This window comes from Spiroplasma gladiatoris (assembly GCF_004379335.1).
GTDB lineage: Bacteria > Bacillota_I > Bacilli_A > Mycoplasmatales > Mycoplasmataceae > Spiroplasma_A > Spiroplasma_A gladiatoris.
This window is the reverse complement of record NZ_CP038013.1, coordinates 1,090,554-1,106,675: the sequence shown is the minus strand read 5'-3', so window position 1 is coordinate 1,106,675 and position 16,122 is coordinate 1,090,554. Positions and strand designations below refer to the sequence as shown.

Genomic DNA, 16,122 nt, shown 5'->3' with positions numbered 1-16,122 from the left:
TGCCTCCTTTTTTCTTATATGTTATTATAATAACAAAATCAAAGCATTTATTAAATGTATAGAAAAGAGTATAGAAAATGCAAAAAGAAATAAAACCTATTGAATATGAAAAGATTATTACAAGTGCTGTAAATGAAGTCTACAACAATTTCTTAAACAACGTTGAAAAGGATTTTGTGGTTCCTAAAATTATGAAAGAACTATTTTCAAACTTAAAAAATATTACTAATAAAGAGGATTTAGATACTTTTGGAATTACTTTTGATAAATCTCTAAGTGAATGAAAATCAGAGAATGAAAATTCTGATAAGTTAGTATTGTTAAATCATATGATGGCAATTTTTCAAAATGCAGTTGTTGTAATATTATCTTTAGACAATAATTTAGAAAAAGAAAAACTAGAAAAAGGTATTGTTAAAGAAATGGGTGGGTTAGACATAATTGTAACTACCACTTTACAAGCATTTGGAACAAAATCAAACGAACTAATTGAAGCTTATCAAAATCGTTATGAAATAGACAAAGAACTTAATATCTTTGAAAATATTAATAATACTCTAAAAAGAATAGTAGATATTCCTGCAGATCAAGCTTTTAGAGATTTAGTTCAAAATCTAATAGACTTTTTTGAATCATATTTTTTAGGATATAAAAAATTAAGTGAAACAAAATCTATCAATTGAACAAAAGAAAAATTTGATATGCTAATGGATTATGCTAATGCATTTTATTTACTTGCATTTTTTACAAGACTAGTATTAACATATCCAAAGCAAGAAGGGCTAATGCCAGAAGAAGTATTCAATAAAATCGTACCAACAATTAATGTTTATTAAAAATTATTAATCCTAACGGAGGAACAAAACAATGTCAACATCAGTAGTCTTATTTGAAATTAATTAAAACAACAAAAGTTGTTATTTTTCTAATAAGCTAAAATATTAAATCTAACAAGAGTTAGATTTTTTTGTTTATTTAAGGAGGAAATATGAGATTTATAGATGTTGCAAAAATTCATCTAATTGCTGGAAATGGTGGTAATGGCGCTTTATCATTTGATGAATTTAAAGGAAATACACCAAACGGAGGAAATGGTGGTAATGGAGGAGATATTATATTAATTTGTGATTCAAATTTAAAAACATTAATGGATTTAAAAAATAAAAAAATTTATATTGCTAAAAACGGCTCAAATGGAGATATAAAAAATAAACACGGCAAAAATGCTAAAAGTATTTTTTTAAAAGTTCCAAACGACACTGAAGTGTATGATGAAAATAACAATTATATAACAACAATTAATAAAGAAAACAGCAATTTTATTGTTGCTAAGGGAGGAAAGGGAGGATTTGGAAACTTAAAGTTTAAAAAAGATAAAACTGATAAATACAAATTTGAAAAAGGTCAAATTGGTCAAAATATAAAAATAAAATTAGAAACAAAAGTTTTAGCTGATGTTGGTTTTGTAGGTTTACCAAACGCTGGAAAATCAACAATGTTAAGAGCTATTTCTAATTCTAAACCAGAAGTAGCAGATTATCCTTTTACTACACTAAAACCCCACGTAGGTATTAGTAAAGATAAATATAACCGTTCTTTTATAGTTGCAGACTTACCCGGCTTAATTAAAGGGGCATATTTAGGCAAAGGATTAGGTATAGAATTTTTAAATCATATTAAAAAATGTAAAATAATATGTCACATTATTGATATGAGTATTAAAAGTATTGACAATAATATAATTAGAAATTACAATATTATCAAAAATGAATTAAAGAATTTTGATTTAGATTTACTTAACAAAAAAGAAATAATTATTGCTAATAAAATGGATATGGAAGGATCGATAAATAACTTTAATCTTTTAAAAGAAACAACTGGTGATAAAATAATTATTCCAACATCAGGAGTTAGCAAACAAAATATTGAAAAACTACTAATAGAAATAGCAAATATGTTAGAATTATAAAAAATTTAAAAAGATTTGATTTATTAATATTAATTGTAAATTGGAATAAATTATTTACAAAATAATACAAAAACTGTTTATTTTAATATATAATTTATTTTGTGTGTGAAACAATACACTCGGTATAGTGGAAATGAGGAAACCAAAATGGCAACAATTAATCAATTAGTTAAAAAACCAAGAAAAGCAAAAACTTGAAAAACTAAAGCACCTGCTTTAAATAGAGGAGTTAACACTTTATTAAAAAAAGTTACTAAAATATCTTCTCCTCAAAAAAGAGGAGTTTGTACAAGGGTTGCAACAATGACACCTAAAAAACCAAACTCAGCTTTACGTAAATATGCAAGGGTTAGATTAACAAATGGAATGGAAGTTACAGCTTATATTCCAGGAGAAGGTCACAACCTACAAGAACATAGTGTTGTTTTAATTCGTGGTGGAAGGGTAAAAGATTTACCTGGGGTACGTTACCACATAATCCGTGGAACTTTAGATACAACTGGAGTTAATGGAAGAATGCAAAGTCGCTCTTTATACGGTACAAAACGTCCTAAAGAAAAAAAATAAGAGTGTACACAACTAAAAATAAAATAAATATAAAGAAAGGAATACAACTCAATGCGTAAACATCAAGCAGAAAAAAGAGATGTGCTACCAGATCCAATTTATAACTCAAAACTAGTTACTAGAGCAGTTAATAAAATTATGTTGGATGGTAAAAGAGGTACAGCACAACACATTCTATATAAGGCTTTTGATAAAATCAAAGAAAAAAGTGGAGTAAGTCCAATCGAAGTTTTTAATAAAGCAATCGAAAATATTAAACCCCATTTAGAACTAAAAGTTCGTCGTATTGGTGGAGCTAACTATCAAGTTCCAATCGAAGTTTCTGGAGATAGAAAAGTTACTTTAGCATTAAGATGATTAATTAACTATTCAAGATTAAGAAATGAAAAAGAAATGATCGATAGATTAGCAAATGAAATTATTGACGCATCAAATGGTATTGGTGGTTCTGTTAAAAAACGTGAGGATACTCACAAAATGGCAGAAGCAAACAAAGCATTTGCACATTATCGTTGATAATATTTATCATAAATATACATAGGAGAAATAAATATGGCAAGAGAATTTAGTTTAGATATGACCCGTAACTTTGGTATTATGGCTCATATCGATGCTGGTAAAACAACAACAACAGAACGTATTTTGTTCCATACAGGTAAAATTCACAAAATTGGTGAAACTCACGAAGGTGAATCACAAATGGATTGAATGGCACAAGAACAAGAACGTGGTATTACTATTACCTCTGCTGCAACAACAGCTTTTTGAGCTGATCACAGATTTAACATCATTGATACTCCTGGTCACGTTGACTTCACAGTTGAAGTTGAAAGATCATTAAGAGTTTTAGATGGAGCAGTAGCAGTTTTAGATGGACAAAGTGGGGTTGAACCTCAAACTGAAACTGTTTGAAGACAAGCAACTACTTATAAAGTTCCAAGAATTGTATTTGTTAACAAAATGGATAAAACTGGGGCAGACTTCTTATACTCAGTAGAAACAATTGGGTCAAGATTGGGAGCTAAAGCAGCACCAATACAACTACCAATTGGAGCAGAAGATCAATTTGATGGGATTATTGATTTAGTTGAAATGAAAGCATGACACTTTGATGGTGCAGCTGAAGAAATCGCAAAAGAAATCGAAATCCCAGCTGACTTAAAAGATACAGCAGAAACTTTAAGAGCTCAACTAATTGAAACAGCAGTTGAATATGATGAAGAATTATTAATGAAGTTTTTAGATGGACAAGAAATCTCAATTCCAGAATTAAAATATGCAATCCGTAAAGGTGTTATTTCAGCAGAATTCTTCCCAGTACTAGCAGGGAGTGCTTTTAAAAACAAAGGTGTTAAATTATTATTAAACGCAGTTGTTGATTACTTACCTTCACCATTAGATGTTCCTTCAATTAAAGGGCATTTGTTAGATGGAACAGAAGCAGAAAGACATTCTTCAGATGAAGAACCATTCTCAGCTTTAGCGTTTAAAATTATGACAGACCCATTTGTTGGGAAATTAACATTCTTTAGAGTTTATTCAGGAATATTAAATAAAGGAAGTTATGTATTAAATGCAACAAAAGACAAAAAAGAAAGAGTCGGAAGACTTTTAAAAATGCATGCAAATAACCGTGAAGAAATTGAAGAAGTTTATGCAGGAGATATTGCAGCAGCAGTTGGTTTAAAAGACACAACAACTGGAGATACATTATCAGATGAAAAAAATCCTATTATTTTAGAATCAATGATATTCCCAGAACCAGTTATTCACTTAGCTTTAGAACCAAAAACAAAAGCAGACCAAGAAAAATTAGGTATTGCTTTAAACAAATTATCAGAAGAAGATCCAACATTTAGAACTTATACTGACGAAGAAACAGGACAAACAATTATAGCAGGTATGGGTGAGTTACACTTAGATATCATTGTTGATCGTTTGAAACGTGAATTTAAAGTTGAAACTAATGTTGGTGCACCTCAAGTTTCTTATCGTGAAACTATTCGTGAAGCTACAAAAGCGGAAGGAAAATATGTTAAACAATCAGGGGGACGTGGGCAATATGGACACGTTGTTATTGAATTTGAACCAAACCCTGATAAAGGATTTGAGTGAGTTGACAAAATTGTTGGAGGAAAAATTTCAAAAGAATATATTAATGCTGCAAAAGTAGGGTTAATTAATGCTTTAGAAAATGGTATTATTGCTGGTTATCCAATGATCGATGTTAAAGCAACAATAGTTGATGGATCATATCACGACGTTGACTCAAATGAAATGGCATATAAAATTGCTGCTTCAATGGCATTAAAAGAATCTGCAAAAAGAACTAAACCAGTTATTTTAGAACCAATTATGTCAGTTGAAGTAACTGTTCCTGATGAATATTACGGAGATGTAATGGGAAATATTTCATCTAAACGTGGATTAATTGAAGGTTCAGAACAAAGAGGTAATGCGCAAACTGTTAAAGCAAAAGTACCATTATCAGAAATGTTTGGTTATGCAACAGAGTTAAGATCATTTACTCAAGGACGTGGAAATTACACTATGATTTTCAGTCACTATAATGAAGCTCCAAAAAGCATAGCAGAAGAAATTATTAAAAAAGCTGGTAAATAAAAATATTTATCAAAATAAAAAAAGTATTGTATTTTGACAAAAATAAATTACAATTAAGTAAGACATTTGTCGCAAATTCAAAAATGAAAGGGAGAAATCAAAATGGCAAAAGAATCATTTGACCGTAGTTTACCTCACGTTAACATTGGTACCATTGGACACGTTGACCACGGTAAAACTACTTTAACAGCTGCTATTACAAAAGTATTAGCCGAAAAAGGAGGAGCAGAATTTAAAGATTATGCAAATATCGACAACGCTCCTGAAGAAAGAGAACGTGGTATTACTATTAATACAACTCACGTTGAATATAAAACAGATAAAAGACACTACGCACACGTAGACTGTCCAGGTCATGCCGATTATGTTAAAAACATGATTACAGGAGCTGCACAAATGGATGGGGCTATTTTAGTTGTTGCTGCAACTGACGGACCTATGCCACAAACAAGAGAACACATCTTGTTATCAAGACAAGTTGGAGTTCCAGCAATCGTTGTATTCTTAAACAAATGTGACATGGTTGATGATGAAGAATTAGTTGACTTAGTTGAAATGGAAGTTAGAGACTTATTATCAAGTTATGACTTCGATGGAGACGGAGCACCAGTTATTAAAGGATCTGCATTAGGTGCATTAAACGGTGAAGCACAATGAGTTGCTAAAGTTGAAGAATTAATGAACGCAGTTGATGATTACATTCCAACTCCAACACGTGACAAAGACAAAACTTTCTTAATGCCAGTAGAAGACGTATTCACAATTACAGGACGTGGAACAGTTGCTACAGGTAGAGTTGAAAGAGGAGTTATTAAAGTTAACGAAGAAGTTGAAATTGTGGGACTTCATGAAGAAAGCAAAAAAGTTGTTGTTACAGGATTAGAAATGTTTAGAAAATTACTAGACTTTGCTGAGGCTGGAGATAACGTTGGAGCTTTATTAAGAGGTGTTAACAGAGAAGATATCGAACGTGGACAAGTTCTTGCTAAACCAGGAACAATTAAGCCACACACAAGATTAAATGCTTCAGTTTATGCTTTAACTTCAGAAGAAGGTGGACGTCATAAACCATTCTTTAATAAATACCGTCCACAATTCTACTTCCGTACAACAGATGTAACAGGTGAAGTAAAATTACCAGAAGGAACTGATATGGTTATGCCTGGTGATAACGTTGAATTAATTGTTGAATTAATTAAACCAATCGCTGTTGAACAAGGTACTAAATTCTCAATCCGTGAAGGTGGAAGAACAATTGGTGCTGGAAGCGTTATTTCAATTATTGAATAATTTAAAAAAAATTTAAATCTATTATCTCCATACAATTAAGTATGGAGATTTTTTTATTTTATTTTATTTGTTTTCATTAAGATATTATTTAGTTAAGGAGGTTCAAAATGATAAGAACAGGAAAAACTTTATCAAATATCGGTTGTAATTTAATCTTATCTTCAATAATTCCTTTAATGTGTTTATCTATTGTTATGATGAGTATTAAAAAAATTATTGTAAGCAGTTTAATGAGCATAAAGTTTATTGGCGAATGATTAGCATCACTAGTTGAAAAAACTTTAAATAATATTCAAAACATTGGAACCTATTTTTTTATTGTGCTCTTAATCGTTCTAACTATAATTACAGTATATTTAGTATTAATAAATTTAAAATTAAAACTAATGAAAAATATTGGGTCCATTTTGGGCATTGTTATTGGATTTTTATTAATTTTTATTTCATCTATTCCATTTATAGTCTCAAATACAAGATCTGAAAATGGAACTTGAGTTTTAATAACAGGTTTACTATTTACTTTTTGTGGAATAAGCGGATTGTTTATTTTTAGTGGATCTCTAATTTGTTTTTTTGGCCTGATCAAAAAAGGAGTAGTCGATAAGAAAATAAAAAAAATATAATAAAAATTATTTGGATTAAGCATGAAACAAGAAAACAAAAAATTAAAAATATACAAATGAAGAAATCTATTAATTACAAGTCTTGTCTTATTAGGTGTTTTGATTGCTTTTTATGTTAAAGATAAAATTATTTTAGAAAACGAAATAATAAAAAATGCTATTTACAGTATTTTGCTTGTATTTGCAGGATGTATGATTATATCTGGTGCATTATTTATTTTTTATACTAAATTTTGATTACAAAAATATAAAATAAGCTTTTTTCAAACTTATCAAGCAATTAAAGTTTTTTATCTTTTTATCTTTAATAGGAAACTTATTAATATATTTTTGAAAAAAATACATTGATGAGCTTAAAAAATTAGATGATGAAGATGAAAAAGTATTTGATAATTATAAAAATAACTTAGTTTGCTCAAAAGAACTTTGATTTTTTTGTTAAATAGTTTAATTTCCGCAGTTTTAATTATAATAATAATTTGACTACCTAAGTTTTTAAATAATTTTGATTTATTAAATAATTATTTTTTAATTTTTTTAACAATACTCATACCTTATTTAAGTTTTATTTCTATAAGTACTTGTATATTTATTTATACAAATACATTTTATGATAAAAATAAAAATAACATAAGTATTAAATGAATTTTAATTAGTCAAGTTCCTTTATTGGGAGGCTTAATTTTATTAATAATATTTTTGAAAAATTATTTTTTCTCAAAAGAAAAATAAAGACTTTAAAAATTTAATATTAAATAAAATAAAAACTAAAATATTTAATTAAAAATATTTTAGTATATTCAATATTAAGATTTATTTTCAGGTTCTTTAAATGTAACATTCAACTTCATACCGTTATTATATTTCAATTGAGATTTTGACCCATCATCAACATAGCTACCTCAATATAAATAATATTCTTTTGATTCACCTTCACCTTTGGAATCGACTAAAAATAAATGTTTGTAAATAAGACTTAAGTAATTTGAAATTTGATCATCTTGTACTTCTTTTGCAGAGTTACCTCCATATAATCTATCTAGTAATTGTCTACCGTTTAATTTTGATACAAATTTATTAACTACATTTACAGCGCTTTCCAAACTTGGTGAATCAAATTCACTTTCTTCAAAACCATCAAGTTTAAAATTCTTAATTGCATTCTTAGCTAAACTTATATAACCTCTAGCGCTAGTTGCTATATATGATTTATAAGTTTCATTCAAAACATTCTCCACTGTTGATTCAACTACTTTATAATCCGTTGAATATGTACTCATTATATACATCCCAATATGTTCTTCTCTTGAAGAATATTTAGGGTCGTTCTCTTTAGAAGAATCATAAGTTACTGTTAAATCTTTTTTAACTCCATCAAGTTCGGTTAATTTTGTGTCAACTGTTCCTAATTTTATTTCTCCTCCACACGCAACTACACTTGATGCTGCAATAGAGGATAAAGTAAGAGCTCCTAATATACTTAATATTTTTTTCATAACAATTTCCCTTTCTCAGCACTTTCGTAATATAAAATATTTTATATTACTTATAAAATATTTGAAAAAAAGTTTATAAAAAAAACTATGTAAAAATTGAGTAACATAGTTTTTTCAGAATTTATTTGTTAATTTTTTTGTCCTGATTTCTTTTAACATAAAATAAAAATTTTTCTCACCAAGTCAGATGTAATTTCTCTATATTGTTTTTTTCATAAATTGGTTTAAAGAAGTATGCAAAGCTTAGTCCAACAGCTAGATAAACACTTCCAACAGTCATTGTGAAAAACATTATTCAAGGTCTAGCTCATTTTAAATCAAATGCTCCTTGAACTTCTCCAATAATAAAATTAGTTCCAAAATAAAAGTTTCATACTTCAACACAAGATAAAACCAACGCTCCAGTTATTACACTTTTGATAATAGCTTGTTTGTTAAACTTATATCCAGTATGACCATATAAATACATAAACATAGTGGCAAATAAAGTACAAGCATGTCCAAAAAAGAAAGTAAATCAGTTTACAAAACCTAAATTTCAAAATAAAGGTTTTTCAGTAGGGAAAATAAATGTAACTATTGGTCCCATAATCATGTAAGGGAAGAAACATTCCATAACCTTTTTACTTGGATAAATTAATATAATCAAAATTGATCACGCTGATAAAGTACAAAAATATAATAAAAAGTAATTAACAGGATTTTGATATCATTCTTGTCCTTCATAAGCACTTGAGTTAGGATTTTTAATATACTCATTTTGATGAATAGGACCTAAATAGATTGTTCTTTGTATTTGAGTAAACAATAAAAAAATAATTAAAACTATCCTAATTGTTAAATAAACCATTTTTTTATTGTAATAATTGGGAAAAATTGATAAAGACGCTCACATAAATAAAGCAAGCACAATAGCAACTACCCATGATAAATTTTCCATAAATACGCCATCTTTCTATTATTAATATATCTTTTGAAAGTTGTAAAAGTTTTTTAATTTATAAAAAAAATTTTATAAGACAGTTATTATAAAAATAAATTATTTTATAATATAAAAAGATAAGGAATTTATGAACATAAATAATAAACAAAAATTTTTTTATATAAAAAAAATAAAAAATTCTAAAGATAAAAATTATGAAAAGATAAGTCAATTATTTTGTAATAAAGCAATAAATGATATTTTAAACAACTTTAAAATTTATGATTTTAGACAAGTTGATGAAGTTGAAAAAAATTTAGCAGGAGTTTATATAATTTTTTCTATTGATAAAAATAAAAATTTAAAATTTAGTTATATTGGTGAGTCAAGTGATATAAAAAAAAGATGAAAGACACATATTAATAATTTTAAAACTAAGAATATTAAGTCTAGAAAATTTAGAACTAAAGAAAAAGATTTAGAACAAATTAAGTTTGCTGTTTTAAAATTAGATACTGATCAAAATACTAGATTAAAAAAAGAAACATATTATATTTATCACTTTAAATCAAAGTTTACAAATATAAATACAAAAATTGCTAATATGAAGATGAAATGTGATTTTGGACATGGTGTTAAAAGAACATATTTAAGTTATGATAAAAACTCAGTCAAATTTAGATTGTATATCTATGGAGAGTGTAGAAATAAAGAATGTAATAATAAATTTTTAATTAGATAAGAAAATGTGTGATAATATCACTAATAAAGGAGTATTAGAATTATGATTACATTTAATAGTAAGGGTTTTGACATAACATTAAAAGCAATTACAAAAAATACTAATGTCAATAATCTTGTTATTAAAGAACTTAAGACATCGACATTGATAACTGAAGAAAAAACTTTGTATTTATGTGTTTGTGATAAAATGTCAATCTTTGATATAGGAAATCTTATTAAATCATTTGTTAAAGAAAACAAAATAGACTTAAATATTGATTTAAACTCTTTCGCAAAAATTTATGAAAATAAAAAAGAAATAGTACAAGCTGTTATTGAAGCGTTTATGTTTGCAAATCATCAACAAATTGAAATGAAAAAAGAAATAAGCAAGAAAAAAACTTATAACTTAGTTTATGATAAAGAGTTTGATAGTGTTGTTGAAAACTCAAGAATAAAGCTTGAGTTTGTAAATTTTGCAAGAGATTTGCAAGACTTGCCACCTAACTTGGGTACAGCAATTGATATTGCAAACATTATTGAAAGTAAAGCAAAAGAAATTCAGAATGTAAAAATATCTATTTTAGGAAAACAAGAAGCTATAGATTATGGTATGGGACTATATTTGGCTGTAAATGCAGCTTCATATGTCGATCCAAGAATTGTTATATTAGAATATTGCGGAGATAAAAATCAACCAAAAACTGGATTGATTGGTAAAGGAATTACATTTGATTCTGGAGGATACAACTTAAAACCAGCCAATTATTTAAAAAATATGAAATATGATATGTCTGGTGCTGCAATTGCCAGTGCAACAGTTTTGGCTTTGGCAAAAAGAAAAGCTAAGTGTAATGTTATTTCAATTGCTATGCTAACAGATAATCGAATTGGAGGTAAAGCAACTTTACCAGAATCGATTGTAAAGTCTATGAATGGAAAAACTGTAGAAATTGCAGATACTGATGCAGAAGGAAGATTGGTACTAGCTGATGGAATGACTTATGCGATAAGAGAAGCTAAAGTTGAGCAATTATTTACAATCGCTACATTAACAGGTTCAATTTTTTCAGCACTAGGTAAATGACAAACAGGAGCATTTACTACAAATGACAGTTTTTATGAAGAGTTTGAACTAGCATCTACTAGATCACAAGAAAAAATTTGAAGGATGCCTTTATTAAAAGAGCATTTAGAACCATTAAAATTTACAAAAATTGCAGATATTGCAAGTTGTGAATTATCAAATAAAGACGGAGGTTATTCATGTACTGCCGCTGCATTTTTAAACGAGTTTAGCGAAAATAAACCATACATTCACCTAGACATAGCAGGAACAGCAGATTTCGAAGAACGCGGACTTGCACCAATGCAAAAAACATTATATGAATTACTAAATAATTAAAAAAAAGGAGAATTAAATTATGATATCAACAAATAAAAAAAATTATGAAATAACATTAAAAGCAATAACAAAAGATTCAAAAGTAAACTCAGTTGTAGTATTAGAAAGTGGAGCTTCAACATTAGTATCAGAAGACAAAACTATTTACTACTGCTTAGATTCAAAAATAGATATGAGAGGTTTAGCAAACTTAATAAGTTCAATTATTGTTTCTGCTAAATACGATTTAAATATTGATATAGACTCATTTTTAGAAATTTTAGAAAACAAAGAAGAAGCATTTCAAATTATTGTAGAACAAATATTATTTGTTACTCACAAGCCTTTTGAAATGAAATCAGAAGAATCAAAACAAAAGTCTTTTAATTTATTATTTGATAGTAAATATCAAGCTATCTATGATAGTTCAGAAATTAAATTAGAATTTGTAAACTTTGCAAGAGATTTACAAGATTTACCTCCAAATGTAGGTACATCAGTCGAAATAGCTAAACGTATCAAAGAAAAAGCTGAAAAAATTGATGGTATAAAAGTAACTATTATGGGAAGAAAAGAAGCAGATAAATTAGGAATGGGATCATTCTTATCTGTAAATGATGGATCATATGTTGAAGGACAAATTGTTGTACTTGAATATTGTAGTGATGAAAGTCTTATGAAAACAGCTTATGTTGGAAAAGGGATTACATTCGATTCTGGAGGGTACAATTTAAAACCTTCATCTTCAATGGTTGGTATGAAGTTTGACATGTCAGGTTGTGCAATAGTGAGTTCCACAGTTATGGCACTTGCAAAAGCAAAAGCAAAAGCAAATGTAGTTTCAGTAGGTATGTTAACAGATAACAGAATTGGTGGTCATGCTACTTTAACTGAATCAATTGTAAAAACAATGAATGGACAAACAATTGAAATAGGAAATACTGATGCAGAAGGAAGATTGGTATTAGTTGATGGAATGACTTATGCAATTAGAAAACTTAATGCACAAAGACTAGTAACTGTTGCAACATTAACAGGAGCAATGATTTTCTCATTGGGAAGATGATTTACAGGAACATTTACAAATAATGAAGATTTTTTAAATGAATTTAATGAAGCTGCAAAAAAAGCTAACGAACCTGTTTGAAATTTACCTTTAATTAAAGAACATTTAAAAGTAATGCAATCATCTAAAATTGCTGATTTATCTAACACAGGTAACATTAGAGAAGCTGGTTCTTCAACTGCTGCTGCATTTTTAAATGCATTTAGTGAAGAAAAACCATACATACATTTAGACATTGCTTTAACAGCAGATAGTGATGGTCGTGGTCTTGCACCAATGACAAGAACGTTGTTTGAATTATTAAATAAATAAAAAAATAAAAACTTCCTTGCTATGGTGCAAGGAAGTTTTTATTTTCTTCTACTTTCTTTATAATTCTTTTGTTGATCTAAATAATTATTTTTGATTTCTTGATTTTTATTTTTAAACTCTATTTCCAATATTTTCTTATCATCAATGCTTAAATCTTTTTGCTTAATATTTTTTAAATATTCTTTTTTATTTAACAATATACTTTCTTTATATTCGTCTTTATACTTATTAATTTGTAAGATTTGTTTTTGCCTCTCAATACCTTTTAAAGTTAATATCGGCGAACCTTCTTCAATTAAACCTTCGGACTTCGCAATAATAGTAGAGGTAGTAAATCCAGCTAGAACGTTTGCACCTGTTCTTCCCATATCAAATAAACCGTCTAAAGGAGCAATAACTGCAATAACTGCATCTATAAATTCTGGAAAGCCAATACCACCAATTACTCCAAATGTAACAACTGTTGCTGTTCCTGGAACTCCAGCAATACCAAGTGAAGCAATAACTGTAACAGCCAAAGAAATTATAAAGTAAGTGAATAGACCCATAGATTGACTTGGAACTTCTGATCCTGTTCATAAAATACTAGTTGCTAATCCAGCTTGAACTCCAGCACAAGCTATTAAACCCATTGTTGTTGAAATTGGAGCAAGTGTGTGTGAAACTTTATTTGAAACTTTCATTTTTTCTAAAGTATCTATTGAAACTGGTAAAGTTGCATTTGAAGATTGAGTACTAAACCCTTGAATTAAAGGTCTTCAAGCATGTTTTCATCACGCACCAACTTTTATTTTTGATAAAAATATTTGTAAAGTTAATCATAAAATTGCAATTACAACTCCTAAATATCCAACTCCAATTACTTTACCGATATTTGCTAATTCTCCAATTGGTCTTGAAGTTATTGATGTTGAAAGCATTGACATTACTGCTAAAGGCATTATTTTCATAAAAGTAGTTAACATTGAAGAAGTTACTTTTCAAGCTGTATCTGCTCCGTTTACGATTGCTTGCATTTCAACTTTATTACGTTTTGATAAAATTTTCACAGACATTCCTGCAATTGCTGCTATAACCATAACTGGAATTATTGCATCTTTTGATAAAGCACTAAAAAAGTTCATGGGTAAATAGTTTCAAATAATTTGAGGCAAAGGAACATTATCTCTATTTGCTGCATTTCCTTCAAGTGAAGAATCAAAAATTCCACCCCCTACATTTGTTACAATACCTAAAAAGAATGTAATTGTAAACATTACTCCAACATTGATTAGTAGTAAAGCAATTCCTTTTAAAGTAATTCTTGCTAAACCAGATTCTCCTGGTTTTGCTGTTATTTTAAAAATGGCAATGAATACAATAGGAATAGTTAATAAATAAACTCCTCTAATAAAAATATTTTTAAAAAACTGTGATCATATATTTAATTCGTTAACTCAATAAATATCACTTCCACTATCTTTAAAACCAGCTTCTAAAGTTTTTTGATCTGGAAAACCAATAATAGCTTGAACAATAATTCCAAATATTAAACCTAGAAGCATTCCGATAATAACTCTAAACATAAATGCAAATTTAATTTTTTTTAAAAAAACATAAAAACCTATTTGAATAGATACAAAAACTAAAATCGCAACCGCAGATTGTCATTGACTTATGGCTAAAAAATCTCTTAAAATATTGTTTTTATTTTCTGCTAAAAACATATAAATCTCTCCTTTTAAACAAGTTTTGATAAAGCAATATGAATAATATCAAAAGTTCTTGAAAAAGGTGGAGCATAAGGTAAGTCTATTTGCTCTAAACTTTCATCAACTTTATTTTTATTTCATATTAATGGTACTAAACAATAAAATCTTAATATCGAGTTAGGATCTCCAAGCATTTGTGCTCCTACTAATTCTTTTGTGTCTTCATTCATTATTAATTTTAAATAAATATCTTTTTGTCCTTTTAAATAGTTTGTATGATCTTTATCTTTAATAAAAACAGTTTTTATTTTCATAGTCATACTTATTGCTTCTTTTTCTGTAATTCCTGCTCTAGCTGCTGAATCATCAAAAACTCTAATAATTGAGCTTTGAATAGTGCCACTAAATTTAGAATTAATATTACAAATATTATTCGCAATAACTTTAGCTTGTTTAGAAGCAACTGTTGCTAAAGGAGAATAGCACAATTCATTTGTGATTTTGTTTTTAATAACACAACAATCACCTCCAGAATAAACATCAACAATATTTGTAGCCCCAAATTCATCAACAATAATTGCACCTTTATTATCCATTTTTAATTTGCTATCTTTAAAAAATTTAGTATTTGGTTTAAATCCTGATGCTAAAACCACTAAATCGTACTCAAATTCTGTCTGATTAATATTTGCCAAAACCTTATTATTGTTTGATTTTTTAAATTCACTAACTGAACTATTTAAAATTAATTCTATTTTATTTCTTTGTAAATTCTGCTCAAGAAGTTGTGATATTTCTTCATCATATAATCTTGAAAATAGTTCTTCATCTCTTTCAACAATTGTTATAGACTTACCTAACTTTGATAAGTTTTCTGCTAATTCTAAACCTATAAAACCTGCTCCAACAATTAATATGTTTTTTACATCTGTATCTTTACACTTTTCTTTTAGTTCTAATGCATCTTCTAGTTTTGTTAATTTATGTCATTTAATATCATCTAATCCGCTAATGTTTGGAACACTATTAGTTGATCCTGTTGCAATAACTAATTTGTCATAAGAAATTGTTTGATCTTCTAAATCTATTTTTTTATTGTCAAAATCAGCATTTAAAAATTTTTGATTAATTTTTACTTCAATACCAGATTCATTAAATTTTTCTATTGATCTTGCAAAAAGATTATTTTTATTTTCAAAATGATTACCAACAAAATAAGGTAAACCACAAGCTCCTAAAGAAACATAGTTTTCAGTTTCAATAACAATTACTTCATTATTTTTATCATTTCTCTTAAGTTTCGCAGCAACACCCATACCAGTTGCTCCTCCACCCAATATAACTATTTTCATATATTCTCCTTTAAAATAAATATATTTATAATGCTATAATTTAAAAAATTATTAGCAATATTATTATATTAATTTTTTTGATAAAAAACTTTATTAAAATAAATA

At 27.6% G+C, this 16,122-nt stretch carries 15 protein-coding genes; 11 read left to right on the top strand and 4 right to left on the bottom strand.

Annotated features, from left to right (window positions below; translation table 4 throughout):
- Positions 1-77 precede the first annotated feature (77 nt).
- From SGLAD_RS05000 to SGLAD_RS04965, 8 genes are all read left to right on the top strand, one after another.
- Positions 78-836 carry a hypothetical protein gene (locus tag SGLAD_RS05000; protein ID WP_134298284.1) on the top strand — a complete coding sequence of 253 codons (759 nt, stop codon included), beginning with the start codon at positions 78-80 and terminating at the stop codon, positions 834-836.
- Between the two features lie 152 nt (positions 837-988).
- The gene (cgtA, locus tag SGLAD_RS04995) at positions 989-1,969 is read left to right on the top strand and encodes an Obg family GTPase CgtA (protein ID WP_134298282.1); all 981 of its coding nucleotides are present in this window, start codon (positions 989-991) and stop codon (positions 1,967-1,969) included.
- Between the two features lie 147 nt (positions 1,970-2,116).
- On the top strand, positions 2,117-2,536 hold the full coding sequence (rpsL, locus tag SGLAD_RS04990; protein WP_134298280.1) for a 30S ribosomal protein S12: 420 nt from the start codon (positions 2,117-2,119) through the stop codon (positions 2,534-2,536).
- Positions 2,537-2,587: 51 nt separating this feature from the next.
- Positions 2,588-3,055, top strand: a complete 468-nt coding sequence (gene rpsG, locus SGLAD_RS04985) for a 30S ribosomal protein S7 (RefSeq protein ID WP_134298278.1) — start codon at positions 2,588-2,590, stop codon at positions 3,053-3,055.
- Positions 3,056-3,088: 33 nt separating this feature from the next.
- Positions 3,089-5,158 carry an elongation factor G gene (fusA, locus tag SGLAD_RS04980; protein ID WP_134298276.1) on the top strand — a complete coding sequence of 690 codons (2,070 nt, stop codon included), beginning with the start codon at positions 3,089-3,091 and terminating at the stop codon, positions 5,156-5,158.
- A gap of 102 nt (positions 5,159-5,260) precedes the next feature.
- Positions 5,261-6,448 (top strand): elongation factor Tu, encoded by a 1,188-nt coding sequence (gene tuf / locus SGLAD_RS04975; protein ID WP_134298274.1) that lies wholly within the window; start codon positions 5,261-5,263, stop codon positions 6,446-6,448.
- Positions 6,449-6,555: 107 nt separating this feature from the next.
- Positions 6,556-7,071 (top strand): hypothetical protein, encoded by a 516-nt coding sequence (locus tag SGLAD_RS04970; protein WP_134298272.1) that lies wholly within the window; start codon positions 6,556-6,558, stop codon positions 7,069-7,071.
- Between the two features lie 21 nt (positions 7,072-7,092).
- Complete coding sequence (locus tag SGLAD_RS04965) at positions 7,093-7,428, top strand: hypothetical protein (RefSeq protein WP_134298270.1); 336 nt, start codon at positions 7,093-7,095, stop codon at positions 7,426-7,428.
- Positions 7,429-7,877: 449 nt separating this feature from the next.
- Here the strand turns inward: SGLAD_RS04965 and SGLAD_RS04960 are convergent, their stop codons facing one another.
- Positions 7,878-8,567: a lipoprotein gene (locus SGLAD_RS04960; RefSeq protein ID WP_134298268.1), complete on the bottom strand. Its 690-nt coding sequence runs from the start codon at positions 8,565-8,567 to the stop codon at positions 7,878-7,880.
- Positions 8,568-8,688: 121 nt separating this feature from the next.
- Entirely contained in the window at positions 8,689-9,507 is an 819-nt protein-coding gene (locus SGLAD_RS04955; protein ID WP_134298266.1) for a TMEM164 family acyltransferase, read from the bottom strand.
- A gap of 130 nt (positions 9,508-9,637) precedes the next feature.
- On the opposite strand from SGLAD_RS04955, the gene SGLAD_RS04950 reads away from it, so the two are divergent.
- The 3 genes from SGLAD_RS04950 to SGLAD_RS04940 are packed head-to-tail and all read left to right on the top strand — an operon-like array spanning position 9,638 to position 12,974.
- Positions 9,638-10,231: a GIY-YIG nuclease family protein gene (locus tag SGLAD_RS04950; protein WP_134298264.1), complete on the top strand. Its 594-nt coding sequence runs from the start codon at positions 9,638-9,640 to the stop codon at positions 10,229-10,231.
- A 42-nt stretch (positions 10,232-10,273) separates the two neighbouring features.
- The gene (locus tag SGLAD_RS04945; RefSeq protein ID WP_134298262.1) at positions 10,274-11,617 is read left to right on the top strand and encodes a M17 family metallopeptidase; all 1,344 of its coding nucleotides are present in this window, start codon (positions 10,274-10,276) and stop codon (positions 11,615-11,617) included.
- A gap of 19 nt (positions 11,618-11,636) precedes the next feature.
- The gene (locus SGLAD_RS04940; protein WP_134298259.1) at positions 11,637-12,974 is read left to right on the top strand and encodes a M17 family metallopeptidase; all 1,338 of its coding nucleotides are present in this window, start codon (positions 11,637-11,639) and stop codon (positions 12,972-12,974) included.
- A gap of 38 nt (positions 12,975-13,012) precedes the next feature.
- Here the strand turns inward: SGLAD_RS04940 and SGLAD_RS04935 are convergent, their stop codons facing one another.
- Both SGLAD_RS04935 and SGLAD_RS04930 read right to left on the bottom strand, forming a co-directional pair.
- Complete coding sequence (locus SGLAD_RS04935) at positions 13,013-14,680, bottom strand: dicarboxylate/amino acid:cation symporter (RefSeq protein ID WP_134298257.1); 1,668 nt, start codon at positions 14,678-14,680, stop codon at positions 13,013-13,015.
- Between the two features lie 14 nt (positions 14,681-14,694).
- The gene (locus SGLAD_RS04930) at positions 14,695-16,017 is read right to left on the bottom strand and encodes a CoA-disulfide reductase (RefSeq protein ID WP_134298255.1); all 1,323 of its coding nucleotides are present in this window, start codon (positions 16,015-16,017) and stop codon (positions 14,695-14,697) included.
- Between the last annotated feature and the right edge of the window lie 105 nt (positions 16,018-16,122).